Here is a 24,444-nt window from a genome sequence, read left to right on the forward strand (position 1 = left end):
TGACTCAAAGCCCGGCCTGACCGAAGCTGGCGCCTTTGCAAAAGTTAGCCAGCTTCCGGATTCCTGCATGCCCAAGTCCCGCCGCTATCTGTTTATCAGCCTCTTCGCCCTGCTCGTCATCGGCCTTGCGTGGTTTTCCCTGCGCGATACCACCCCGGTGGTTCCCGAAGCCATCCAGCATGGCTACAGCGAAGCGCTGGCTGCTGCCCGGGCCGGTCAACCAGGTGCCGCGCGCGTGCTCTATCAACAGTTGGGCCGTCCGGACCTGTCCCCCAAGCGGCGTGTCTGGTTGCATGCCGAGTTGCCCAACTATCCAAGCTCGGTGGCCCTGAAACTGGCGGATGCCGACTTGCAGGACGAGTCGCCCGAGGTGCGTATCGCCGCGATCAAAAGCATCAGCGGCCTGGTACCGAGCGGCCAGCGCAGTTTATTGCTGGGGCCATTGCTCGATGACAGCGAACAAAGCGTGCGGCTGGCCGCGATCAACGCGCTGCTGGGTTTGTCCCCGGATGATCTCGGTTTGTATTTCGGGCCGCTGGAGCAAGCCATCGATGCCTGGGAGCAAGTGCTCAAGAGCGAGCCGCAAAACGCCGAAAACCAATACCAACTGGCCCGGCTGCACCTGCACAACGCCGAACTCAAGGAAGCGCAACAGGCGCTGGACAACACCCTGCGCCTGGCGCCGGACAACTTGCCGGCGCTGGTGCTGCAAATCGAAGTACTGGATAAACAGGGCCAGAACGACGCCGCCCGGCAGCTGCTGGCCAGACAACTCCAGGCGCAACCCGACTCGGCCTACCTGCAACATGCCCTGGGCCTCTGGTTACTGCATCACGACCAAAGCGAGTTCGCCCTCCTCGGCCTGTCCAGGGCCGTTGAACTCGAGCCGAACAACCGGGATTACCGCTACGACCTGGCCACCACGTTGCATGTCGAGCAGGAACTGGATGCGGCACAGAAACAGTTGCAGGAAATCGTTCAGCGCCATCCGAACGATCGCAAGGCCCGGGTGCTGCTGATCAATTACTGGAAGGAAAGCGGGCAGCTGCAAAACGTGCAGATCCTGTTGGCCCAACTCGAACAGATGAACCCCGATGATCCGGCGTTGCAACAAGGGCTTTGACCTCGACTGACATTTCGTTGAGCCGATGTCTCGACCAAGGGTCAAGTGAACAGGCAGCTCGTCGCAGCAGCGCGCGGCGGCTTCCTCGATCCGGAAATGCAGATGATCACCAAGCCATTTACCTTCGATCTGTTGACAGCGAAAGTGCGGGAGATAATCAGCGCCTGAATGCGAGTGATGGACTTCTCAATGTTCCCGCCGTCACACCTGCATTGTCGTACCGGATACTTTTTTATGCGCCGCGATCACCTGCCCGTTTTGTTGTTCGTTGTATAAGTAGATCCCCACAGCGCTGACCTCATTAGCGGGTTTCAACTGCCTGATCCCGGCCCGCCATGCCGACTCTGAGGTCTGCAACCCCAATACAGCGGTCAGCCCTTTGTCGACTTCGGTATTGCCCAGCTTGTAAACCGACTGCACCGCCGTTTCGTGAATCAACGATTTTCCGGCGTCGATCAACTCCCCGCCTGTCGGCACGGTCATCAATTGGTGATGCCTACTTTCCTTGAGTCGAGAGCTCACACCGCCAACAAAGCGAATCGCATCGCTCACTGCAGTTTTCATCACGATACCGGCGACAGAGTTCAGTATCGGATGAACGCCTTCAGGCGCGCTTGCGGACCACATACCCTTAGCCATATTGCCGCTCAAATTGGCAATCGTATTAACGGCCAGCGCACCTCGCGTGCTGATATCCGGAGCAATGCTGGGACCTATCCTGGAAACTACCCGCCCAACCGCCTTCGTCCCCATTGATTTGACAACCCCTTCAACCATACTGATTGGGTCGGGTGCTGTTAAACCAAGGGTGAATCCCACACCAAAGCTGAGAATTCCCACACCCGCGACGGTCAGATTTTTGCGGATAACGCTGTAATCTTCGCGTTCCAGAACATGGGCCACAGTCGAGCCACCTACATAGCCCGCCGCCATGCCTGACATTATTGCGACGGGGTAACTTGCCATTCGCCCCAGCGATGCTTTCAAGGCCTTTCTTACCAGTTGCTTTGCGCCATATCCTGCGGCCGCCTTGACAGTTCCCCGGCCAATTGCAGCGAGGGTCGCAGTGATGCGCTTCACTTTGCCAATCCGGGTTTTGGCCAATCCGAGCCAGTCGACATGCCCGAGTGGATTGCCCCCCACCATCCGATACAGGTTCAACCCATCTAGCGTTCCCGCCGGATCGGCGTTCAACCAACGCTGTCGCCACGGCATGTAATACCGAAATCCGTAGTAATACAGCCCCGTTGCGTCCCGCTCCTTTCCTGAATACCGAATCGTCTTGTAGCTGGCCTCAACCTTGTCCCTACCCGCCCACCAGGCTGTGCCGCCGTAGGGATAGTAGCTTTCCTGGCTGATGAGTCTGGCGTCTTTATCCAGTTCCAGCGTGCAGGATTCCAGATGATCGGCAAGGCAGTAACGCAACTGATGCCGGGCACCTTCCGGTGACGAGCCCCTTTCCCAGTGAAGGATCCGCACGGTGCATCTACCGCACTGGACACTGATGACATGCAGAGTCTCATCGGGACTTGTACGAATCTCCACACCCGGCAAGTAGCGGGTTTCATGGGTACGGGTCAATGTGCCGGTGTAAGCCGTACGGATTTTTCGCACACGTTGGTCATCGCCGTCATAGACATAAACTTCCATGTCAGCAGGTTCGTCCTCGCGCACCACCTGATCGACCTGACGCAAGCGGTTGCGTGTATCCCAGTGCAGTGTCTGTCCCCGTTGAAGCACCTTGAGATTGCCGCAGGCGTCATACGCAGCAGCAATTTCACTGTCCCCTGGTGATTCGATGCCATCGCCCCACGGCAGGCTTCGGTTGCTCAAGGTTGCAACAGCCGTTCGCTCGGATCGATTTGCGCTGTCAGCGTAGTGATGCAGGGTATCCAGATTGCCACTGGCGTCGTAGTTGAACGTCTGGAGATAGTTCTCCAGTTGGCCAGGGTCCGGTGGCGAAACGAATGCCGGCAAATGGGGGCCGCCCGAGGCATTGCAACGTTGTCGACCGCTGGCTTCGATGAGTTGACCGAGGGTGTCGTACTGCCAGGTACTGATCGCGGCAACGCGTTGATTGCGCGAGTAGCGGATCGACTGGGTGTTGTCAGTGATACGAATCGGGTTACCGACTGGATCATAGGCATACGTCAGACTCTGTAACGGTGGCTGACCTGCCAGTTGCGCTTGCAGCGTTGCCAGCCGCCCATCCTCGGGATCGAAAACGGCGCGAGTGACTACGCCGTTACCGGCGGTTTGCTGCACGATTTGTCCGAAAGCGTTGTATTGAATGTCACCCATCAGGGTGATTTCATCATCGGCGTCAGCCAGCTTGATGCGGGTTTCGAACAATTGACCGGCAACGGTCTGACGCTGGAGTTGTTCGTTGCCCAAAGCATCAATATGCCGTACCCACTCGCCGACACTGTTAAAACCTATTTGTGTGAGCGCCCCTTGAGGCTCGAGCAATTTATCGCGCTCGGTTTCGTTCACTGGCCAGTCAGGCAATTGAACTTGCGCCAGAAAGCAACGAGTCTGCTGCAAACATGCACCGAACAAACTGAATTCGCTGAAGTGCTGAGTACCCGCACCGTCATCGTGACGGATCAACTGACCGCAGCGATTGTGCCTGGCGGACTCTGGCGAATCGTCGCCATACACAAAACAAGCCGTGCGCTGCTCTTCACCTGTCGCCGATTCAAAAACGCCCTCCGGGCGCAAAGAGAAATCGTAGGTCATGCGCAGGTGATTAAGTTTCTGGTCCCAATTTTCCAGCCTTTGCTGGGCAGCACCGTAAATACTAACCCGCCATCCGGCGTCCAGATTCACAGAGAGCAAAGGCTGCCCGGTGAGAGTGGTGACTGTGGTTTGATTGGCGGGTGCGGACCCATCGTGATCATGAAGAGCAAAAAGCCGGGGATCGCGGCTGTGACTGGCGCGGTTGCGGATGCTGTAGATATGTTGGGTGATGCGTGCTTGAGGGGCTTGGCTGACCGAGCACCGATGATAGGCAATTTCACGTACGACGGAGCGACGCGGATCAATCACTGAAAGTGTTGGTGTATGACGGTGCATTGCGCTCGCTCCGGATCACATGACGTCCGAAACGTTTATCTGCTGATACAACACCACCGTCAACTGTCAGAAACTACAGGTACGCGCATGACCAACACGCTTACGAAAGCATGTCCTGCATCAGTTCCTGCAACTTATCCAGATCGAATGGCTTGTCCAGGATCGGCGCCTTGCGGGTGATCGGGCTGTCGGTCTCGCGGATTTCCTGGGCATAGCCGCTGATGAAGATCACCTTGAGCTCCGGTCGCAGCTTCACGGCGGGCTCGGCGATCTGCACGCCGGAGATTCCACCGGGCAGGCGGAAGTCGGTGATCATCATGTCCAGGTGCGGCTTGCTCGCCAGGATCTCAAAAGCCTGCTCGCCGTTTTCGGCCTGCAATACGCGGTAACCCTCGCCTGACAGATAAGCGGACAGCACCATCAGAATCGACGGATCGTCCTCGACGACGAGTACTACATCTTGTGCATCTTCGCTCATGGGAAGCCTTTGTTCGGTCGTTTGCTGCTGATACGACCGTGGGGTCGATCAGAGGTTGCGTTTGGCTGGCTGTTTTCCTGCAGCGGCAGACAAACGCGAAACAAGGCGCCTTCGCCAATCCTGCTCTGGACCGTAATAGTACCGCCATGGGCGGTGACAATCTGTTCTGAAATAAACAATCCCAGGCCCAGTCCGGCAACGGCGTGCCTGGCCGATATCCGTTCGAACTGCTGGAAAATCCGCTTCTGGTTTTCCTCGCCGATGCCGATCCCCTGGTCCCGCACGTCCACCAGCGCCGTGCTCCCTTCACTGTAGACCTTCACCGAGACCGGGCTCTTGGCCCCATAGCGCAAGGCGTTGGTCAACAGGTTGGAAATGACCTGTTCAATACGAAATTCATCCCAGTTTCCGATCACCGGCTGCTCGGCATCCAGCGTGACCGACGCCTCGGCGGCGTCGATTTGCCGGGAAAAATTATGCAACAGGTCGCGAATCAACGCGCAAAGGTCGAACCGTGTCGGCCGGATCGACAACTTTCCGGTGCGAATGCGCGAAACATCGAGCATGTCTTCGATCAAGCGAATGAGGCTTTTGATCTGCCGTTCGTCGCGGTCGACCATGGCGTGCATCTTGTCCAGGGTGAAGGCGGCGGCGTTGTCCCGGGCCAGGTGCATCTTGCGCAACTGGGTTTCAAGGATCAGGCCGTTGAGCGGCGTGCGCACTTCGTGGGCGACGACAGACATGAAGTCATCGCGCATGCGCACCGCCTGTTCCAGTTCCAGCCGGGTGTTTTGCAGTTGCTCGAGCAATGCCTCCTGCTCTCGGCGGCTCTGCTCCAGGGCCAACACCTGTTCCTGCATCGCCTTGCTCTGGCGATACAGGTCGACGAACACATTGACCTTGCTCTTGACCGCATGGATGTCCAGCGGTTTGTGCAGGAAGTCCACGGCACCGCTTTCATAGCCCTTGAACGCGTAGTTCCGTTCACGCCCGGCGGCGCTGACGAAAACAATCGGGATGTTCCTGGTTTTTTCCGTGCCACGCATCAGCTCGGCCAACTCGAAGCCATTCATGCCGGGCATCTGCACATCGAGGATGGCCATGGCGAATTCGTGTTGCAACAGCAGTGACAAGGCTTCGTCGGCGGACAACGCCTTGTACACGATCCGGTCCTCACACTTGATCAGCGCTTCGAGCGCCAGCAGATTCTCCGGCAGATCGTCGACGATCAGCAGTTTGGCCGGGATATTACTCAGCATGCGATTCGTTCCAGCTCGACAAGCAGACGGCCAATGCCGCGTACGAGGCACCGATCACGATCGCTTCGATAACTGTAAGGTTCGTTGCACTGCTCATGATTTTCGGTAGATCCGTTCTTGTTTGACCAGCGGCTCGAACTGATTGCCGAAGGCTGAAAAACTCGGGGTTTCCTTACTGCCCAACACCAGAAAACCGCGATGGCAGAGGGATTCATAAAACAGTCCGAATGCCCGATTCTGAAGTTTTTTATTGAAATAAATCAGTACGTTACGACATGAAATTAATTGAGTTTCTGAAAATACGCTGTCCGTCGCCAGGCTGTGATCGGCGAAGGTCACGTTCTCGCTCAGGGTCTTATCGAAAATCGCGTACCCATAGGCCGCCGTATAGTAGTCGGCAAACGAACACTGGCCACCGGCCTGCTGATAATTAGCAGTGTAGGCGCGGACATTCTCCATCGAGAAAATCCCTTGCCTGGCTTTTTCCAGGGAGCGCGGATTGATGTCGGTGGCATAGATGATCGTGCGGTCGAGCAGGCCCTCTTCGCGCAGCAGAATGGCCATCGAATACACCTCTTCACCGGTGCTGCATCCGGCGATCCAGATCTTGATCGAAGGATAGGTTCGAAGCAGCGGCACCACTTCCTTGCGGATGGCCATGAAGTGCGAAGGGTCGCGAAACATCTCGCTGACCGGAATAGTCAGCAATTGCAGCAATTGCATGAAGGCCGTCGGATCGTGCAGGACCTTTTCCTGCAGCGCCGAGATGGTACTGCACTCGAACTGACTCATCGCATGGTTGACCCGGCGCTTGATTGAAGCGCCGGAATAATCACGAAAATCGTAGCTGTACTTGAGGTAGATCGCCTCGATCAACAATCGCAATTCGATATCGCTGTTTCGCTCCACTGAAAAACTGCGCTCCACTAGATGCGTTCCATCTTCGGTAACCACACACGAATCAGCGAAAACAGTCGATCCAGGTCGATGGGCTTGGCCAGGTAATCGTTGGCGCCGGCTTGCAGGCACCGCTCCTGATCGTCCTTCATGGCCTTGGCGGTCACCGCGATGATCGGCAGCTTGCGCCAGCGCGGGTCCTTGCGGATTTCAGCCGTGGCTTCAAAACCATCCATCTGCGGCATCATCACATCCATCAACACCAGATCGATGTCCTCCACTTCATTCAATCGTTCAATCGCTTCAAGGCCGTTGCGGCCAATGACCACAACTGCGCCCTTTTGCTCCAGCGCGCTGGTGAGGGCGAAAATGTTGCGCACATCGTCGTCCACCAGCAGCACCTTGCGGCCTTCGAAGACCTTGTCGCGGCTGCGGGCGACCTTGAGCATCTGCTGCCGCTCATGGGACAACCGTGATTCGATTTTGTGCAGAAAAAGCGTCACCTCGTCCAGCAGCCGCTCCGGAGAGCGTGCGCCCTTGATGATGATCGAACGCGAATACTTGCGCAGCTCGGCCTCTTCATTGCGGGTCAGGTTGCGCCCGGTATAGACGATGACGGGCGGAAATGAGCAGATGTCTTCGGTGGACATGCGCTTGAGCAAGTCATTGCCGAGCATGTCCGGCAGTTTGAGGTCGATGATCATGCAATCGAATACGCACGTGCGCAGCAGGTCCAACGCCTCCTGTGCCAGGCCAACGGCAGTGATCTCGATGTCATCGTCGCCGATCAGGCGGGCAATGCTGTCGCGCTGCAAATCGTCGTCCTCGACCAGCAGCACGCGCTTGACCTTCTGGGTCAGCTTGGCCTCAACGCGGGCAAATACATCCTTGAGTTCCTCGCGGGTGGTCGGTTTGACCGCATAGCCAATGGCGCCCATGTGCATAGCCGCTTCGACCCGGTCTTCGACCGAAATCACATGCACCGGGATATGCCGGGTTTCGGCGTGTTCCTTCAGGCGTTGCAGCACGGTCAGGCCGGAATGATCCGGCAGGCGCATGTCCAGCAGAATCGCATCGGGGATGAACGTCCTGGCCAGGTCGTAGCCTTCGTCGGCGCCATGGGCCACCAGGCACTGATAACCCAGTTCATGGGCAAGGTCGTAGAGGATGTGCGCAAAGTTCGCTTCATCTTCCACCACCAGAATACAGCGACTGCTGAACGGGCCGTTGTGGCGATCGTCGTCGAAACGCGGAATCTCGACTTCGGTTATCAGTGGCGACAACGTGGGCGGCGATACACTCGGCGCAGCCGCCACAGGAGCGGCTCGCATCGGTTCAACAGGCGCTTCACCGGGTTCTGCGTATTGCTGTGGCAAGACCAGGGTAAACACACTGCCCTGCCCCGGCGTACTGGTCACACTGATGGAGCCGCCGAGCAAGGCCGCCAGATCACGGGAGATCGACAAACCCAGCCCGGTGCCGCCATAACGCCGATTGGTGGTGCCATCGGCCTGGCGGAACGCTTCGAAGATGCTTTCGTGCTGGTCTGGCGCAATGCCAATCCCGGAATCACGGACGCTGAACGCGATGCCGTCGTTCAGCACAGGGGCGACGGACAGGCTGACACTGCCGCTTTCCGTGAATTTCAGCGCATTGGACAGCAGGTTCTTGAGGACTTGCTCCAGACGCTGGTGGTCGGTGAACAGTATCTGCGGCGCACCCTCCTGCATATCCACCTGGAAATCCAGCTGCTTGTCCGTGGCCAATGGCTGGAACAGGCCATGCAGGTTATCCACCAGGCGCGCCACGCTGGTGTTCTCTGGACGGATTTCCAGTTTCCCGGCCTCGACTTTGGAAATATCCAGAATGTCGTTGATCAGGTGGAGCAAGTCATTGCCGGCGGAGTAGATCGACTCGGCGAACTTGACCTGCTCGGCGCTGAGGTTTTGTTCCGGGTTTTCCGCCAACAGCCTGGCCAGGATCAATGAGCTGTTCAGCGGAGTGCGCAGCTCGTGGGACATGTTGGCGAGGAATTCGGACTTGTACTTGCTTGAGCGCTGCAACTCGACCGCGCGTTCCTCAAGCTGAATCTGCGCCTGGCTGAGCTCGGTGTTCTTCAAGTCCATGGCATCACGCTGATCGGCCAGCACCTGCGCCTGCTCGGCGAGTTGTTCATTGGTTTGCTCAAGCTCCAGCTGCTGGGTTTCCAGGTGAGCTTGCGATTCCTTGAGAGTCCGCGACTGCTCTTCGAGTTCCTCGTTGGCGGTCTTGAGCTCTTCTTGCTGCACTTGCAGTTCTTCGTTGAGCTGTTGGGTTTCGGCCAGCACTTCCTGCAGACGCTGACGATAGCGCGCCGCTTCGATGGAGGTGCCGATGTTGCCGGCTATCAGTTCCAGCAGTTCGGTGTCGCGGTCACTCAGAGGGCGCAGAAAGCCCAGTTCGATCACGCCGTTGACCCGCTCGTCGTCACTGGTCGGCACCACCAGCACGCTGCGTGGCAAACCTTCGCCGAGGCCGGAGCTGACCTTGAAATAATCGCCCGGCACCTCGTCGAGACGAATCAGCCGCGCCTGTTGCGCCACCTGGCCGACTATGCCTTCGTCGCTGTAGATCTGTTGTTCAAGGGCTTCCTGTTCACGGGAGAAACCATAGGAGGCAATGCGTTTGAGGCCTCCATGATCTTCCCGGAGATAAATCGCCCCCACGGCGGTGCCCAGGTACTGCGCGCAAAATTGCAGGATGTTGCGTCCCAGCAGGTTAAGGCTCAATTGCCCCAGCACCTGCTCCGCGAGCTCGGTCTGGCCGTTGCGCAGCCAGGCCTGCTGCTCCAGACGATGGGCGCTGGCTTGTTGGGCAGCGAGATTGACGCTGTAACTTTGCGAAAGATTGAGCAGATCGCGGCGTCCGACATACGCCAGCAAGCCGCTGACGCCGGCAATGAACAACAGATAGAGGCTGATGCTCCAGACTGTGCTCTGCCTCACCTCTTCATTGCGAGCGGTGCGCAACTGCTGTTCGGTGTCGATCACTTCCTCGAACTGCTTGCGAATTTCATCGGTCAGGCGCTTGCCGCGTCCGGCCTTGACCACGGCGCGATAGTCACCGCTGCTGCGCTGCAAATCGATCATCGATTGCGCATAGTTGGCCCATTCCATCTGCAATGCCTGCAACCGCAGCAGCCGGTCGGTTTGCACCGGATTATCGGCAGTCAGCTCGAGCAAGGTGTTGAGGGCCACGGCAATTCGCGGCTTGGCGGTTTCGTAGGGATCGAGGAAATGTTCGTCGCCACTGAGCAGGAAGCCGCGCATCCCGGTTTCCAGGTCCACGGTCAGCTTGACCGCTTCATTGGCGTTGTTGATCACCCGGTCGGTATGTTCCACCCACTTGATGGTCGACAGCAGATAGGTGATCAGCGAAACGAAGAACACCGCGCTGATGAGGCCCAGCCCCAATGGCAGGCTGATGTTGCGGCTCAGGAGTTTACGAAATCGTTGTTCATCAACCGAGGACGCTGAGGGCATGGGGCAGGCCTTGTCGAGCTGTCAGAATGCAGGGAGTTTGCCCCAGATCTGGCACATTGATCCAATTTTCTGACATGGCTGCACGCAAGGTCCTACATTCCGCTGCTCCCGTTCAGGCGCACGAGTTATCCTTGCGCGACCTGCAGTGCAATTCTTTTTCACGACGCCGGGAACTTGTCGGGATCCGCCACTTACTCATGCAAGAGGCCGACGACTTCACTCACCAGAAAACCCATCATTTTTCAGGAAAGCCATCATGTCCTCCGCCAACGTGCCCATTATCCTCGTCGTCGAAGACGATGCCATTGTGCGCATGCTGATCGTCGACGTACTGGAGGAACTGGAATTCAACGTGCTGGAAGCCGAGGGCAGCGAACAGGCGCTGGAGATGCTCAGGGACTCGAACCGGCACATTGATCTGATGATGACCGATGTGGGCCTGCCGGTCATGGACGGTCGCGAGCTGGCCAATGCAGCACGTGCTTTGCGTCCAGCCTTGCCGATCCTGTTTGCCAGCGGGTATGCCGAAAACATCGAAGTGCCTCAAGGCATGCACGCGATCGGCAAACCGTTCTCCATCGATCAGTTGCGGGACAAGGTCACAAGCATCCTGGGGTGACCCTGCGCCCGGCTGTGGTTTAATGCGCGCCTTTTTCGTCCCCGCCCTGTCTCCGCTTCAAGGAATTCCCGTACATGAATCAGCCCCGCGCAACCAGAGTCCTGGTCATTGGTTACGTCTGGCCCGAGCCCCGCTCTTCCGCGGCCAGCGGGCATGTCATGCAAATACTCGAGGTGTTCCTGCAACAAGGCTGGGACATCACGTTCAGCAGTCCGGCCAGCTATGGCGAGCAACGCGCGGACCTGACGTCGCGGGGCATTCGCGAAGTACCTATCGAGCTGAACAACAGCAGTTTCGACACATTCATCAGCGAACTGGCGCCGGACATCGTGTTGTTCGATCAATTCATGATGGAGGAGCAGTTCGGCTGGCGGGTCGAGAAGCATTGTCCCGATGCCTTGCGCGTGCTCGAAAGTTGCGACCTGCAAAGCCTCAGGCAGGGTCGGCATCAACGCCTCAAGGAGCGCTTGAAGGCCAGTGAGGACAACAATGACTTCAGCGGCCTGTTCGCCCCGGCGTCGCGTGAAGAATTTGAACACATGGCCGATACCGACCTGGCGAAGCGCGAGATCGCCTCATTTTATCGTTGTGATTTGACGCTGATGGTTTCCGAAGTGGAAATCGAATTGCTGGTCGAGCAGTTCAGGATCCCGCGTAACCTGTTGCACTGGTGCCCATTGATGGTCGATCTGCCGACCAGCGCGCCAGTGGAGTACGAAGATCGCGCGCACTTTCTGCACATCGGCAATTTTCGCCATGCGCCCAACTGGGATGCCGTGCTCTGGCTGAAAACCGCGATCTGGCCGCTGATTCGCGCGCAACTGCCTGATGCGCAGTTGCACATCTATGGCGCGTATACCCCGCCCAAGGCCACCGCCCTGCACAACGCGGCACAGGGCTTTCATGTGATGAACTGGGCGGAAGATGCCTTGCACGTGATGTCGAAGACGCGGGTGTGCCTGGCACCGCTGCGCTTCGGTGCAGGTATCAAAGGCAAGATCGTCGATGCGATGCTCTGCGGCACGCCCAATGTCACCACGCCGGTCGGCGCGGAAGCCATGCACGGCGAAGAGCCCTGGCCCGGTGCCGTAACCCGTACGGCACGCGAGTTCGCTGAGAGTGCCGTGCAACTTTATCAAGACAAGACTCAGTGGCTGGCTGCCCAGGCGCAGGCCCGGCACTTGTTGGCCAGCCGCTACCCGCAGTCCATCCATGGTCCTGCGTTGATCGAAAGGCTGGTCGAATGCCAAAGGAATCTGCCACATATCAGGCGCGATAACTTCACCGGCAGCATGTTGCGCCATCATCAGCACAAAAGTACCCAGTATATGGCGCAATGGATCGAGGCGAAAAACCGAAACCAACATTCCGAATAAAGTTGATTATTGACCGCGTACATCCAATGACAAAATAATTGATCACCGTCAACTAACACTGCTTTGGCGCAACTTGTTATTCATCAATCAATGCAAGGATGCATTAATGAACAATACAACCGAAGACAATTACGCACTCAATAACTGGATGAGCGCTACGCCGGCAATCGATAACCTGTCGCTTGGCGAGCTTACACTACCCGGCACGCACAATGCCGGGTGCGACTTGCAAGCGACCTATTCATTGATCCCCGGCGCACACTGGCTGGCTTGCCAGCACGATTCGTTCGCCGCTCAACTCAACAATGGTTCGCGCGTACTCGATTTACGACTGGACTTTGACGAGCCGGCCATGGAGTTTGAAAAATTCCGTTTCCAGCACAATGGCTTTCGCTCATCTCGTAACGTGCTAGGTTTATTTGCGGCTGTGAATCTGTTTTTGCGCGCCAACCCTGACGAGTTTGTGATTCTGGATTTCCATGAACTCAAGGATGGACAACAATCGTTCGACTACGCACTCTTCAACGAGATGATGCTCCGTTATCTTGGCCAGAGAATAATCCCTGCCGACAATAGAGGCCTGCCACTTGGCGTGCTTAAGAAAATCAGCGGCGAGCAACGAGTTCTGGTAACTGCCGAACAACATCCGGAGTTGGATCCCGCCTGGTTCTGCAAGAAAATCGAACACAAATGGAGCGGGATTGGCGACACAAATGTCCAGGAACTGGAGCAGCACATCACGAACGTATTGAAGGCTCCACCTCCGCGCACCACCTTGTGGTCACTGTCCGCCACAAGCTACTCGAAGCTGGGAGGCCCCGTCGATATCCATGATGAACTGGACACCTGGTTTGATCCCGTCACCCACTCCAGAAGCGAAAGGTGCAACATTATCAATGTCGATTTCATGGAAGAATCGAAACTGGTTTCCTGTTGCCGAAGCGCAAGCTTGATAAATGCCAGAAGAGCCAGAAAAGCCGGATAGTCCCGAAAGCCGAGAAGGCTCCCGTCAGGTTGCGCGACATCGACAACTGGCATTAGCCTCCCCACAAGAGGCATGATCAGGGCGCGATAACAAGAAAAGTGTATCGACATGCCCCGTATTGCCAGAATCACCGACCCTTCCTATGAATTGATGGACGACCACAACGGCTTGTCCATCATTTACCGCCAGCACGGTTTTCCCTGCCCGCTGGTGCGCTGGCATTTCCACAAGGAATACGAACTGCACCTTATCGTCGCCAGTTCCGGCAAGGTGTTCATCGGTGACTACATCGGCAACTTCTACCCGCATACCCTGTTCCTGACCGGCCCCAATCTGCCCCACAACTGGATCAGCCAGGTGGCCGAGGACGAAGTGGTGCCCAAGCGCGACATGCTGGTCAATTTCACCGACGAGTTGTTCGATAGCGGTTATCAGGTATTCGCCGAACTCAAGACCCTGGCACCGTTGCTGGAACGCGCGCAGTACGGCATCGAGTTTCGCTGCAAGCACACCATCGGCAAAGCGACCGAGCTGATGCAGCGCATCGCCGATACCAGCGGCATCACCCGGCTCGGGCACTTTTTCATTCTGCTGGAGTTGCTCGCGGCCACCGACGACTACCAATTGCTCTCTGGCGCCACGACCCCGCAACTGGCCGACGAGCACAACATCGATCGCACCAACCGCGCAGTGGATTACATCTTCGCCCATTACGCCCGGGAACTGCCGCTGGAAGAAGTTGCCGAGCACCTGGACATGAAGCCCACCTATTTCAGCCGCGTATTCAAGCAGGCCACCGGGCGCAATTTCATCGAGTTCGTCAATCGCCTGCGCATCAGCAAGGCCTGCGAGTTGCTGGCCGACGGCGACAAACCGGTCACTGACGTGTGCTTCGAATCGGGCTTCAACAATATTTCCAACTTCAACCGGCGCTTCCAGCAACTAAAGGGCATGACGCCTTCACACTACCGGCGGTTGGTGGTGCAGCGGTTGACCGAGCAAAACCTCGGTTAAACGCGACCCGATGTGGGAGCGGGCTTGCTCGCGAAAGCGCAGTGTCAGGTTGAGAAATATCGCCTGGCACTACGCTTTCGCGAGCAAGCCCGCTCCTACAAGAGGTCGTAGCCAAGCCTGAAACCTGTACGTATTCGATATCGTTTCCTCGCTGAAAAGCCCTTCCCAGCGTCTAGCGCCCTAAAGCCCAGTGCAAAAAAGTATCGAAACAAGTGCGATGGATGATTTGTTTCGCCCTCCATTGAAGGATGTAATCAGTGCACATTCTTCCTGCCTTCGGAAGACACAAAAACAATAACTGTCCTTCTGTACCCCGCCGGGTGCAGAAAAGGAGTGCACGATGCAACCTTCGGTAAAAACCCTGCTTGCCCTCACCTGCATGACCCTCAGCAGCGTCAGCCTTGGCGCCCAGACCCTGACCATTGCCACCGTCAACAACAGCGACATGATCCGCATGCAAAAGCTCTCGAAAACCTTCGAGGCCGAGCACCCGGACATCAAGCTCAACTGGGTGGTCCTCGAAGAAAACGTCCTGCGCCAGCGCCTCACCACCGACATCGCCACCCAGGGCGGACAGTTCGACGTGCTGACCATCGGCATGTACGAAGCCGCACTCTGGGGCGCCAAGGGCTGGCTGGAGCCGATGAAGGATCTGCCGGCCGGTTATGCCCTCGACGACGTGTTCCCGTCGGTGCGCGAGGGCCTGTCGGTGAAGGGTTCGCTGTATGCCCTGCCGTTCTACGCCGAAAGCTCGATCACCTATTACCGTACCGACCTGTTCAAGGACGCCGGCCTGAACATGCCCGAGCGCCCGACCTGGGAACAGATCAGCGAATTCGCCAGCAAACTCACCCACAAAGACAAAGAACAGTACGGCATCTGCCTGCGCGGCAAGGCTGGCTGGGGCGAGAACATGGCGTTGGTCACCACCGTTGCCAACGCTTATGGCGCGCGCTGGTTCGATGAACAGTGGCAACCGGAATTCAGCGGGCCCGAGTGGAAAAATGCGCTGAACTTCTACGTCGACACCATGAAAAAATCCGGTCCGCCGGGTGCCTCGAGCAATGGTTTCAATGAAAACCTGGCGTTGTTCAACAGCGGCAAATGCGCGATCTGGGTCGATGCCAGCGTCGCCGGCTCGTTCGTCACCGACAAGACCCAGAGCAAGGTCGCCGATCACGTCGGTTTCACCTTCGCGCCGCATCAAGTCACTGACAAGGGCTCGGCCTGGTTGTACTCCTGGGCGCTAGCCATTCCGACCAGTTCCAAAGCCAAGGACGCAGCGAAAACCTTCAGTGCCTGGGCCACTTCCAGGGAATACAGCGCGCTGGTCGCGGAAAAGGACGGCATCGCCAACGTGCCGCCGGGCACCCGGGCCTCCACCTACAGCGAGACGTACATGAACGCAGCGCCGTTCGCCAGGGTCACGCTGGAGTCGCTCAAAGCCGCGGACCCGGGCAAGCCGGGGGCCAGGCCGGTGCCTTACATCGGTATTCAGTTGGTGACCATTCCCGAGTTCCAGGGCATTGGCACGCAGGTTGGCAAATCCTTCTCTGCGGCGCTGATCGGCCAGACCACGGTCGACCAGGCCTTGGCGGCGGCCCAGCAAACCACTGAACGCGAAATGAAGCGCGCGGGTTATCCCAAGTAACCCCGTACCCAATGTGGGAGCGGGCTTGCTCGCGAAAGCGGCATACCAATCGCAAAAATTGTGTCGGATGTACCGGCCTCTTCGCGAGCAAGCCCGCTCCCACAGTTGATCTTCATATGCCTGTAATCAAACGGTTCTGATCACCATGAATACTTCAACTGCCAAAGCTCACATGGACATTGTCCAACCCCGGCGCAAAAGCCGCATGGCCAACCCCGGCTGGTTTCTGGTCAGCCCTTCGGTGGCATTGTTGCTGCTGTGGATGATCGTGCCACTGGGCATGACCCTCTACTTTTCGATGATCCGCTACAACCTGCTCAATCCCGGTGAAAACGAGTTCGTCGGGCTGGAAAACTTCAGCTATTTCCTGACTGATTCCGGGTTCCTGCCCGGCGCCACCAACACATTGTTGCTGGTGGGCAGCGTGCTGCTGATCAGTGTGGTGTTCGGCGTGCTGATCAGTGCCTTGCTGGAGGCCAGCGAATTTTTCGGTCGCGGTATCGTGCGGGTGATGCTGATCTCGCCGTTTTTCATCATGCCCACCGTCGGCGCGCTGATCTGGAAAAACCTGATATTCCATCCGGTGTCGGGGATTCTTGCCTACGTCTGGAAGCTGTTTGGCGCGCAACCGGTGGACTGGCTGGCGCACTACCCGCTGCTGTCGATCATCGTCATTGTCTCGTGGCAATGGCTGCCCTTCGCGATCCTGATCCTGATGACCGCCATGCAGTCCCTCGACCAGGAACAGAAGGAAGCCGCGCGCCTGGACGGTGCCGGGCCCATCGCGATCTTCTGGCACTTGACCCTGCCGCACCTGGCGCGGCCGATTGCGGTGGTGGTGATGATCGAAACCATCTTCCTGCTCTCGGTGTTCGCCGAAATCTTCACCACCACCAACGGCGGCCCCGGCTACGCCTCGACCAACCTCGCCTACCTGATCTACAACCAGGCGCTGGTGCAGTTTGACGTCGGCATGGCTTCGGCGGGCGGTTTGATCGCCGTGGTCATCGCCAACATCGCCGCGATCATTCTGGTGCGGATGATCGGCAAAAACCTGACCGACAAAGCCTGAGGCCTGCCATGACTCTTCAACAATCCCGTCGCTTGCAAAGCCTGTTGCTCGGTACGTTGGCCTGGGCCATTGCGATCCTGATTTTCTTCCCGATCTTCTGGATGGTGCTGACCAGTTTCAAGACCGAAATCGATGCCTTCGCCACGCCGCCGCAGTTCATTTTCATGCCGACGCTGGAGAACTACCTGCACATCAACGAGCGCAGTGACTACTTCAGTTTTGCCTGGAACTCGGTGGTGATTTCCTTCAGCGCCACGGCCCTGTGCCTGCTGATCGCAGTGCCCGCGGCCTACTCCATGGCGTTCTACGAAACCCAACGCACCAAAGGCACGCTGCTGTGGATGCTCTCGACCAAAATGCTGCCGCCGGTGGGCGTGCTGATGCCGATCTACCTGCTGGCCAAGAGTTTCGGCCTGCTCGATACGCGCATTGCCCTGATCGTCATCTACACGCTGATCAACCTGCCGATCGTGGTCTGGATGATTTACACCTACTTCAAGGACATTCCCAGGGACATCCTCGAAGCCGCAAGGCTGGACGGCGCGACGCTGGCGCAGGAAATGCTCCGGGTGCTGCTGCCAATCGCCAAGGGCGGCCTGGCGTCCACGGTGCTGCTGTCGCTGATCCTGTGCTGGAACGAGGCGTTCTGGTCGCTGAACCTGACCTCGTCGAAAGCCGCGCCACTGACCGCGTTGATCGCCTCGTATTCGAGCCCCGAAGGGTTGTTCTGGGCCAAGTTGTCGGCGGTCTCGACCCTGGCCTGTGCGCCGATCCTGATCTTCGGCTGGATCAGCCAGAAACAGCTGGTGCGCGGCCTGTCGTTCGGCGCAGTGAAATGAAAATCGACTCGATTGCTGTAGGAGCGAGCTCGCTCGCGATGGACGTGAACGATGACGTGTACCACCTGGATGAACGCGCCGCCCGCAAGTTCATCGCGAGCAAGCTCGCTCCTACAGGTTCAACCGAATAACGAAAATGGAGGCCCATCACCATGGCCAACCTGAGAATCAAGAATCTGCAAAAAGGCTTCGAAGGCTTTTCCATCATCAAGGGCATCGACCTGGAAGTGAATGACAAGGAATTCGTGGTTTTCGTCGGTCCTTCGGGCTGCGGCAAATCCACCCTGCTGCGTTTGATCGCGGGGCTGGAGGAAGTCAGCGGCGGCACCATCGAACTCGATGGCCGCGACATCACTGAAGTGAGCCCGGCCAAGCGCGATCTGGCGATGGTGTTCCAGACCTACGCCTTGTACCCGCACATGAGCGTGCGCAAGAACATGTCGTTCGCCCTCGACCTGGCGGGTGTAGCAAAAACCGAAGTGGAGAAAAAGGTCAGCGAAGCGGCGCGCATCCTTGAGCTGGGGCCGATGCTGGAGCGCAAACCCAAGCAACTCTCCGGCGGCCAGCGCCAGCGTGTGGCGATTGGCCGGGCCATCGTGCGCAATCCGAAAATCTTCCTGTTCGACGAACCGCTGTCCAACCTCGATGCCGCCCTGCGCGTGCAGATGCGCCTGGAGCTGGCGCGACTGCACAAGGAGCTGCAGGCGACCATGATCTACGTGACCCACGATCAGGTCGAGGCCATGACCCTGGCGGACAAGGTCGTCGTGTTGAATGGCGGCAGGGTCGAACAGGTCGGCTCGCCACTGGAGCTGTATCACCAGCCGGCCAACCTGTTTGTCGCGGGGTTTCTGGGCACGCCGAAAATGGGCTTTCTCAAAGGCAAGGTCACCCGCACCGATAGCCAGGGCTGCGAAGTGCAACTGGACGCCGGAACCCGCATCAGCCTGCCATTGAACGGCGGCCGTCTGAGCGTCGGCGGTGCAGTGACGCTGGGTATCCGCCCGGAGCATCTGGAACTGGCCAAACCGGGTGACTGCACCTTGCAGGTCACCGCCGATGTCAGCGAACGCCTGGGCAGCGACACGTTCTGCCACGTCCTGACTTCGTCCGGTGAACCCCTGACCCTGCGTGTTCGCGGCGATCTGGCCAGCCGCTACGGTGAAACCCTGAGCCTGCACCTGGATGCGCAACACTGCCATTTGTTCGATGCCGACGGCGTGGCGTTGACCCGCCCGTTGCGCATTGCTGCCTGACTTCAGAGAGCACGCGATGAAACTCAACAAACACAACCTCAACCGCCTCGCGCCCGAAGTGGTCCTGCCCGCCTACGTGTTGGGCGACACCCGCCAAGGCATCGCGCACATCGGCGTCGGCGGTTTCCATCGCGCCCACCAGGCGTTTTACACCGATGCGCTGATGAACACCGGAGACGGTCTGGACTGGGCCATTTGTGGCATCGGCTTGCGCGCCGAGGACCGCCGCGCCCGTGATGAACTCAAGGATCAGGACTGCCTGTTCACCCTGTTCGAACTCGGCGATGGCGACGACACCGAAGTCCGGGTAATCGGGGCCGTCCGCGACATGCTGCTGGCTGAAGACGACGCCCAGGCGTTGATCGACAAACTGGCCAGCCCCGAGATCCGCATTGTCTCGTTGACCATCACCGAAGGCGGTTACTGCATCGACGACAGCACCGGTGAGTTCATGGCGCACTTGCCGCCAATCCAGCATGACCTGGCGCACCCGGACACCCCGAAAACCGTGTTCGGCTTCCTCTGTGCCGCGCTGGCCAAGCGCCGCGCCTCCGGCACAGCGGCCTTCACCCTGATGTCCTGCGATAACCTGCCGCACAACGGCGCTGTCACCCGCAAGGCCTTGCTGGCATTCGCCGCGTTGCGCGATGCCGGTCTGCGGGACTGGATCGAGCGCAACGTGAGCTTTCCCAACGCCATGGTCGACCGCATCACACCGATGACCAGCACAGAACACCGCCTGCAACTGGCCGACAAACATGGGGTGGACGATGCCTGGCCGGTGGTCTGCGAACCCTTTGTGCAATGGGTGCTGGAAGACAAATTCGTCAACGGTCGCCCGGCCTGGGAAAAGGTTGGCGTGCAGTTCACCGACGACGTTACGCCCTACGAAGAAATGAAGATCAAGCTGCTCAACGGTAGTCATCTGGCGCTGACGTACCTTGGATTCCTGAAGGGTTACCGTTTCGTCCACGAAACCATGAACGACCCGCTGTTCGTGCGTTACATCCGCGCCTACATGGACCTGGACGTGACGCCACAACTGTCGGCGGTGCCGGGAATTGACCTGACCGAGTACAAAAACACCCTGGTGGCGCGTTTCTCCAATCAGGCGATTGCCGATCAACTGGAGCGCGTTTGCTCGGACGGTTCGTCAAAGTTTCCTAAATTCACCGTACCCACCATCAACCGCCTGATCGCCGATGGCCGCGAGACCAAGCGTGCGGCCTTGGTGGTGGCGGCGTGGGCACTGTACCTCAAGGGCGTGGATGAGCATGGCGAGACTTACTCGATCCCGGACCCACGGGCGGCATTCTGCCAGGTGCTGGTGGCCGATGATGTGCTGATCACCCAGCGCTTGCTGGCGGTCGAGGAGATTTTTGGTACGGCTATTTCGCGTTCGCCGGAGTTTGTCGCGGCGTTCGAGTGGTGCTGTAACAGTTTGCGCGAAGTGGGTGTGACAAGAACTCTGGAGCGGGTCTTGGCGTAGTGTCGGTGGTGTGGCTACTGCCGTCTTCGCGAGCAAGCCCGCTCCCACAGGGTTTGGTGTTCCTTGTGGGAGCGGGCTTGCTCGCGAAGGCGGCCAGACAGGCACCGGTGATACTGAATCCAGACTTGTATCAAGCTGACGACCAAGGATCCTCCATGACAACCCGACAACTCTTCCTCGGCATCGACTGCGGCACCCAGGGCACCAAAGCCATCATCCTCGACGCGGCCACTGGTGAAGTGCTCGGCCAGGGAGCTGCCAGCCACAGCCTGATCAGCGCTGCCAATGGTCGCCGCGAACAGGACACCCAGCAGTGGCTGGAAGCCTTCGCCAGCGCCACCCGCCGCGCCTTGCTCGCGGCCAGCGTCGATGGCCAGTCGATCCTCGGCATTGGTGTGTCCGGCCAGCAACATGGCCTGGTGCTGCTCGACGAGCATGGCAAGGTGCTGCGGCCGGCCAAACTCTGGTGCGACACTGAAACCACCCCGGAGAATGACCGCCTGCTGGCCCACCTGGGTGGCGAAAAGGCTTCGCTGGAACGCCTCGGCGTGGTCATCGCGCCAGGCTACACCCTGTCCAAGCTGTTATGGACCAAAGAGCAGCACCCCGAGATTTTTCCCCGCATCGCCCGCATTTTGCTGCCCCACGACTACCTCAACCATTGGCTCACCGGCCGCAGTTGCAGCGAATACGGTGATGCCTCGGGCACCGGGTATTTCAATGTGCGTACGCGCCAGTGGGATGTGCACTTGTTGCGTGACATCGACCCGAGCGGACGCCTGCAAGCCGCCCTGCCGGAGCTGATCGATGCCCACCAGGCGGTCGGCACGATTCTGCCGGGCATTGCCGAACACCTGGGTATCAACCCACGGGCACTGGTGTCCAGTGGCGGCGGCGACAACATGATGGGCGCCATCGGCACCGGCAATATCCAGCCCGGTGCAATCACCATGAGCCTCGGGTCGTCAGGCACGGTGTACGCCTATGCCGATCAGCCGATCGTCGCCCCAGATGCTGCGGTTGCCACGTTCTGTTCTTCAAGCGGTGGCTGGCTGCCTTTGATCTGCACCATGAACCTGACCAATGCCACCGGACTGATTCGTGACCTGCTGGACCTGGACATCGACCAGTTCAATACGCTCGTTGCCAAGGCCCCCATCGGTGCCGAAGGTGTGAGCATGCTGCCGTTCTTCAACGGCGAGCGGGTGCCCGCCCTGCCCCATGCCAGCGCCAGCCTGTCGGGCTTGACCATGACCAACCTGACCCGGGCCAACCTGTGCCGCGCGGTGGTCGAAGGCACGACGTTCGGATTGCGATACGGACTGGACCTGCTACGCCACAATGGCTTACAAAGCCGCAGCATTTGCCTGATCGGCGGCGGCTCGAAAAGTGCGGTCTGGCGGCAAATCATCGCCGACACCATGAATACACCGGTGATCAGCACCGAACAAAGCGAGGCCGCGGCCCTCGGCGCAGCGATTCAGGCGGCCTGGTGCGTAGCCCGGGCGAACGGACGCGAAGACAGCCTGGCGGACTTGTGCGAGCGCTGCGTGAAACTCGACCCTGCCAGTGAAACCCTGCCGGTCGCCGACAATGTGCAGGCCTGTCAGCAGGCTTATGAACGCTATCGACAGCATGTCGCAACCCAATTTGAAGAGTGAACAACTATGTACCTGGTGTGTGGCGAAGCGCTGTTCGATTTTTTCAGTGAAAACGACGCCAGCGGTATGGCTTCCAAAGTGAGTTTCAAAGCCATTGCCGGCGGCTCGCCGTTCAACGTGGCAGTGGGATTGCGCCGGTTGGGCGTGGACGCGGCGCTGTTTGCCGGGTTGTCCACCGACTACCTGGGCCGGCGCTTGCTGCAAGTGTTGCAGGATGAAGGCGTGCGCCAGGAATTCCTGCTCGACTTTGCCGCGCCGACCACCCTGGCGATGGTCGCGGTCGGGGCCAATGGCTCGCCGCAGTACAGCTTCCGTGGCGAAGGCTGCGCGGATCGGCAATTGCAACCGGAGCACCTGCCGGCACTCGGGCCTGAAGTGCGCGGCTTGCATATCGGCTCGTTTTCCCTGGTGGTGCAGCCGATCGCCGACACACTATTGGCATTGGTGCGCCGGGAAAGCGGCAAGCGCCTGATCAGCCTCGACCCGAACGTGCGTCTGAATCCGGAGCCGGACATCGAACTATGGCGCACGCGGATCGCGACGCTGGTAGAACTGGCTGACCTGATCAAGGTCAGTGACGAGGACCTGCATCTGTTGTATCCCGGCCAGGACCCGGCGCAGGTGATCGAAGGTTGGTTGCAGCACCGCTGTCAGCTGGTATTCCTGACCCGGGGCGGCGAAGGCGCGACCGTGTTCAGCCGGGCCCATGGTTCGTGGTCGGTTCCCGCCTGTTCGGTAAAGATCGCCGACACCGTGGGCGCGGGCGATACCTTTCAGGCGGCGCTGATTACCTGGCTGACCGAACAGCAGCTGGATTCGGTGGAGGGTGTGAAGCAACTTGGCCGCGAGCAGATCGACCGCATGCTGAGGTTCGCCGTACAGGCGGCCGCGTTGACGTGCAGCAAGACCGGGCCGGATTTGCCTTATCGGCAGCAGTTGGAGATGAGCTGACACTGATGCCCTCATCGCGAGCAAGCTCGCTCCCACAGGGTTGCGGGTCGTTCACAACATTTGTGTCGACGCTCGGGCATTGTGGGAGCGAGCTTGCTCGCGATGACTTTCTATCAGGCGCCCGATGGTCTTAACTAATACACAGGATCGCGCAATCGCGGCAGGCGGCGTTCAACCGGGTTAACCCTCGCTTAACCGTGCGGTCCAACACTTCACTGGACCGCACGCCCTCAGACTGTTCTGACGCCCAGTGCGGCAGGTTCGACAAGCCACACATCGAACTGACATTCCGTTCGCACCGGAGATCGCTGATGAACACTCGCACCCTGCTGGTTACCACCGCCCTTGCCTGCACGGCGTTTGCCGGCCTGGCTCAGGCCAATGACACCACGACCTCTCAAGCCGTGCCCTATCACTACGGCATGCCATTGCATGTCAGCAAAGTGATTTCACTGACCGAGCCCGACACCCTGGAGTGCAAAGTGGTGAAGGCCGAAATGAAGTACATCGATGACACGGGAAAACCGGCAGAAATCACCTACCGTAAACTTTCCGACGCCTGCGAGAACCAAGGCTGACCGAAACGTCCGTTGGGGATTGGCCATGCCGGACCGGGCATTTTACTGGCCGTCGAGCTTGAACTGGCGCTGGGCCTGGGGTTCTTCCAGACCCGGCGTGTATCGGTGGAACTCGAAACCGCAGGTTAAAGCGCCTTGCCCAGCATGGAGTGCGGCTCGACCTCCATGTGGTGCTGTCTGGACCGCAGTTGGGCAATCAACTCGTTTATTTCCCGACAACCATTGAGCCCGGAGGCATCGATGCCGGTGACCAATAGATCCAGGTGATCGGTTTGCCCGTCGGCATAGACCTTGACGGTCATCGATAGATCCGGTGACAGCGTGCACTGGCAGCGCTTGGGTAGAAAACTGCTTTCGATGATGTTTCGAAGTTCCAGGGCAGAAAGAAACATGGCGACTCTCTCCTTTGTGAGACTGCCAATAACGATCAATGCTCGCTCCTATGAGATCCCGGCAAGCTTCGAGGACAGGTACAGCATAAAACATACCGTGGATTTCGCTGTGCAGCTCATCGGCAATTCAAGGGTTTAGACCAATCACCGGTAAAGCCTGCCGTGCAGTTTGCAATAGTTGCCGCTGGCGCCCCTGCAATTTGCACAC

Annotated in this window: 21 protein-coding genes; 15 read left to right on the forward strand and 6 right to left on the reverse strand. The window is 58.6% G+C overall.

Going from position 1 to position 24,444, the window contains the following annotated elements; all coding sequences use genetic code 11:
• The first annotated feature begins 67 nt into the window (after positions 1-67).
• Both ACCD00_RS06100 and ACCD00_RS06105 read left to right on the forward strand, forming a co-directional pair.
• Complete coding sequence (locus tag ACCD00_RS06100; protein ID WP_413422832.1) at positions 68-1,123, forward strand: tetratricopeptide repeat protein; 1,056 nt, start codon at positions 68-70, stop codon at positions 1,121-1,123.
• 45 nt (positions 1,124-1,168) lie between these two features.
• Positions 1,169-1,291: a hypothetical protein gene (locus ACCD00_RS06105; protein ID WP_413422871.1), complete on the forward strand. Its 123-nt coding sequence runs from the start codon at positions 1,169-1,171 to the stop codon at positions 1,289-1,291.
• 33 nt (positions 1,292-1,324) lie between these two features.
• Here the strand turns inward: ACCD00_RS06105 and ACCD00_RS06110 are convergent, their stop codons facing one another.
• The 5 genes from ACCD00_RS06110 to ACCD00_RS06130 form a co-directional block, all read right to left on the reverse strand.
• Entirely contained in the window at positions 1,325-4,198 is a 2,874-nt protein-coding gene (locus ACCD00_RS06110; protein WP_413422834.1) for an RHS repeat-associated core domain-containing protein, read from the reverse strand.
• A 100-nt stretch (positions 4,199-4,298) separates the two neighbouring features.
• Positions 4,299-4,676, reverse strand: a complete 378-nt coding sequence (locus ACCD00_RS06115; RefSeq protein ID WP_007970583.1) for a response regulator — start codon at positions 4,674-4,676, stop codon at positions 4,299-4,301.
• Positions 4,673-5,935 carry an ATP-binding protein gene (locus ACCD00_RS06120; RefSeq protein ID WP_413422837.1) on the reverse strand — a complete coding sequence of 421 codons (1,263 nt, stop codon included), beginning with the start codon at positions 5,933-5,935 and terminating at the stop codon, positions 4,673-4,675. Before ACCD00_RS06120 ends, ACCD00_RS06115 begins: the two co-directional genes overlap by 4 nt.
• Before the next feature lie 93 nt (positions 5,936-6,028).
• Positions 6,029-6,862, reverse strand: coding sequence for a CheR family methyltransferase (locus ACCD00_RS06125; RefSeq protein ID WP_413422839.1), 834 nt, complete (start codon positions 6,860-6,862; stop codon positions 6,029-6,031).
• Positions 6,862-10,353, reverse strand: coding sequence for a response regulator (locus tag ACCD00_RS06130; protein ID WP_413422841.1), 3,492 nt, complete (start codon positions 10,351-10,353; stop codon positions 6,862-6,864). Before ACCD00_RS06130 ends, ACCD00_RS06125 begins: the two co-directional genes overlap by 1 nt.
• 256 nt (positions 10,354-10,609) lie before the next feature.
• Between ACCD00_RS06130 and ACCD00_RS06135 the strand changes: the two genes are divergently transcribed.
• The 13 genes from ACCD00_RS06135 to ACCD00_RS06195 all read left to right on the forward strand — a co-directional run bounded on the left by ACCD00_RS06135 (position 10,610) and on the right by ACCD00_RS06195 (position 23,844).
• On the forward strand, positions 10,610-10,972 hold the full coding sequence (locus tag ACCD00_RS06135) for a response regulator (RefSeq protein ID WP_413422843.1): 363 nt from the start codon (positions 10,610-10,612) through the stop codon (positions 10,970-10,972).
• Between the two features lie 74 nt (positions 10,973-11,046).
• Positions 11,047-12,348, forward strand: a complete 1,302-nt coding sequence (locus ACCD00_RS06140; protein WP_413422845.1) for a glycosyltransferase — start codon at positions 11,047-11,049, stop codon at positions 12,346-12,348.
• Positions 12,349-12,454: 106 nt separating this feature from the next.
• The gene (locus ACCD00_RS06145; RefSeq protein ID WP_413422846.1) at positions 12,455-13,333 is read left to right on the forward strand and encodes a phospholipase; all 879 of its coding nucleotides are present in this window, start codon (positions 12,455-12,457) and stop codon (positions 13,331-13,333) included.
• A gap of 108 nt (positions 13,334-13,441) precedes the next feature.
• On the forward strand, positions 13,442-14,347 hold the full coding sequence (locus ACCD00_RS06150; RefSeq protein ID WP_413422847.1) for an AraC family transcriptional regulator: 906 nt from the start codon (positions 13,442-13,444) through the stop codon (positions 14,345-14,347).
• Between the two features lie 340 nt (positions 14,348-14,687).
• Entirely contained in the window at positions 14,688-15,998 is a 1,311-nt protein-coding gene (locus ACCD00_RS06155; RefSeq protein ID WP_413422849.1) for an ABC transporter substrate-binding protein, read from the forward strand.
• A gap of 145 nt (positions 15,999-16,143) precedes the next feature.
• On the forward strand, positions 16,144-17,070 hold the full coding sequence (locus ACCD00_RS06160) for a carbohydrate ABC transporter permease (RefSeq protein WP_413422851.1): 927 nt from the start codon (positions 16,144-16,146) through the stop codon (positions 17,068-17,070).
• Between the two features lie 8 nt (positions 17,071-17,078).
• Entirely contained in the window at positions 17,079-17,909 is an 831-nt protein-coding gene (locus ACCD00_RS06165) for a carbohydrate ABC transporter permease (protein WP_413422854.1), read from the forward strand.
• Positions 17,906-18,040: a hypothetical protein gene (locus ACCD00_RS06170; protein WP_413422856.1), complete on the forward strand. Its 135-nt coding sequence runs from the start codon at positions 17,906-17,908 to the stop codon at positions 18,038-18,040. The genes ACCD00_RS06165 and ACCD00_RS06170 overlap by 4 nt, the downstream gene beginning before the upstream one ends.
• A 21-nt stretch (positions 18,041-18,061) precedes the next feature.
• Positions 18,062-19,165: an ABC transporter ATP-binding protein gene (locus ACCD00_RS06175; protein WP_413422857.1), complete on the forward strand. Its 1,104-nt coding sequence runs from the start codon at positions 18,062-18,064 to the stop codon at positions 19,163-19,165.
• 16 nt (positions 19,166-19,181) lie between these two features.
• On the forward strand, positions 19,182-20,654 hold the full coding sequence (locus tag ACCD00_RS06180) for a mannitol dehydrogenase family protein (RefSeq protein ID WP_413422859.1): 1,473 nt from the start codon (positions 19,182-19,184) through the stop codon (positions 20,652-20,654).
• Positions 20,655-20,809: 155 nt separating this feature from the next.
• Complete coding sequence (gene xylB, locus ACCD00_RS06185) at positions 20,810-22,315, forward strand: xylulokinase (protein WP_413422861.1); 1,506 nt, start codon at positions 20,810-20,812, stop codon at positions 22,313-22,315.
• Between the two features lie 6 nt (positions 22,316-22,321).
• The gene (locus ACCD00_RS06190; RefSeq protein WP_413422863.1) at positions 22,322-23,266 is read left to right on the forward strand and encodes a carbohydrate kinase family protein; all 945 of its coding nucleotides are present in this window, start codon (positions 22,322-22,324) and stop codon (positions 23,264-23,266) included.
• A gap of 311 nt (positions 23,267-23,577) precedes the next feature.
• Complete coding sequence (locus ACCD00_RS06195) at positions 23,578-23,844, forward strand: DUF2790 domain-containing protein (protein WP_413422865.1); 267 nt, start codon at positions 23,578-23,580, stop codon at positions 23,842-23,844.
• A 125-nt stretch (positions 23,845-23,969) separates the two neighbouring features.
• On the opposite strand, the gene ACCD00_RS06200 is transcribed toward ACCD00_RS06195, so the two are convergent.
• Positions 23,970-24,236 carry a DUF1652 domain-containing protein gene (locus tag ACCD00_RS06200; RefSeq protein ID WP_413422867.1) on the reverse strand — a complete coding sequence of 89 codons (267 nt, stop codon included), beginning with the start codon at positions 24,234-24,236 and terminating at the stop codon, positions 23,970-23,972.
• Positions 24,237-24,444: the final 208 nt, after the last annotated feature.

It is taken from the genome of Pseudomonas sp. Pseusp3 (assembly GCF_047304225.1).
Lineage (GTDB): Bacteria > Pseudomonadota > Gammaproteobacteria > Pseudomonadales > Pseudomonadaceae > Aquipseudomonas > Aquipseudomonas fluorescens_CD.

Coding starts and splice junctions, on each gene's coding strand:
- ACCD00_RS06110 (WP_413422834.1), bottom strand. CDS start 4,198: ATGCACCGTCATACACCAACACTTTCAGTGATTGATCCGCGTCGCTCC.
- ACCD00_RS06180 (WP_413422859.1), top strand. CDS start 19,182: ATGAAACTCAACAAACACAACCTCAACCGCCTCGCGCCCGAAGTGGTC.
- ACCD00_RS06140 (WP_413422845.1), top strand. CDS start 11,047: ATGAATCAGCCCCGCGCAACCAGAGTCCTGGTCATTGGTTACGTCTGG.
- ACCD00_RS06120 (WP_413422837.1), bottom strand. CDS start 5,935: ATGCTGAGTAATATCCCGGCCAAACTGCTGATCGTCGACGATCTGCCG.
- ACCD00_RS06165 (WP_413422854.1), top strand. CDS start 17,079: ATGACTCTTCAACAATCCCGTCGCTTGCAAAGCCTGTTGCTCGGTACG.
- ACCD00_RS06195 (WP_413422865.1), top strand. CDS start 23,578: ATGAACACTCGCACCCTGCTGGTTACCACCGCCCTTGCCTGCACGGCG.
- ACCD00_RS06145 (WP_413422846.1), top strand. CDS start 12,455: ATGAACAATACAACCGAAGACAATTACGCACTCAATAACTGGATGAGC.
- ACCD00_RS06175 (WP_413422857.1), top strand. CDS start 18,062: ATGGCCAACCTGAGAATCAAGAATCTGCAAAAAGGCTTCGAAGGCTTT.
- ACCD00_RS06115 (WP_007970583.1), bottom strand. CDS start 4,676: ATGAGCGAAGATGCACAAGATGTAGTACTCGTCGTCGAGGACGATCCG.
- ACCD00_RS06150 (WP_413422847.1), top strand. CDS start 13,442: ATGCCCCGTATTGCCAGAATCACCGACCCTTCCTATGAATTGATGGAC.
- ACCD00_RS06160 (WP_413422851.1), top strand. CDS start 16,144: ATGAATACTTCAACTGCCAAAGCTCACATGGACATTGTCCAACCCCGG.
- xylB (WP_413422861.1), top strand. CDS start 20,810: ATGACAACCCGACAACTCTTCCTCGGCATCGACTGCGGCACCCAGGGC.
- ACCD00_RS06170 (WP_413422856.1), top strand. CDS start 17,906: ATGAAAATCGACTCGATTGCTGTAGGAGCGAGCTCGCTCGCGATGGAC.
- ACCD00_RS06135 (WP_413422843.1), top strand. CDS start 10,610: ATGTCCTCCGCCAACGTGCCCATTATCCTCGTCGTCGAAGACGATGCC.
- ACCD00_RS06190 (WP_413422863.1), top strand. CDS start 22,322: ATGTACCTGGTGTGTGGCGAAGCGCTGTTCGATTTTTTCAGTGAAAAC.
- ACCD00_RS06200 (WP_413422867.1), bottom strand. CDS start 24,236: ATGTTTCTTTCTGCCCTGGAACTTCGAAACATCATCGAAAGCAGTTTT.
- ACCD00_RS06100 (WP_413422832.1), top strand. CDS start 68: ATGCCCAAGTCCCGCCGCTATCTGTTTATCAGCCTCTTCGCCCTGCTC.
- ACCD00_RS06130 (WP_413422841.1), bottom strand. CDS start 10,353: ATGCCCTCAGCGTCCTCGGTTGATGAACAACGATTTCGTAAACTCCTG.
- ACCD00_RS06155 (WP_413422849.1), top strand. CDS start 14,688: ATGCAACCTTCGGTAAAAACCCTGCTTGCCCTCACCTGCATGACCCTC.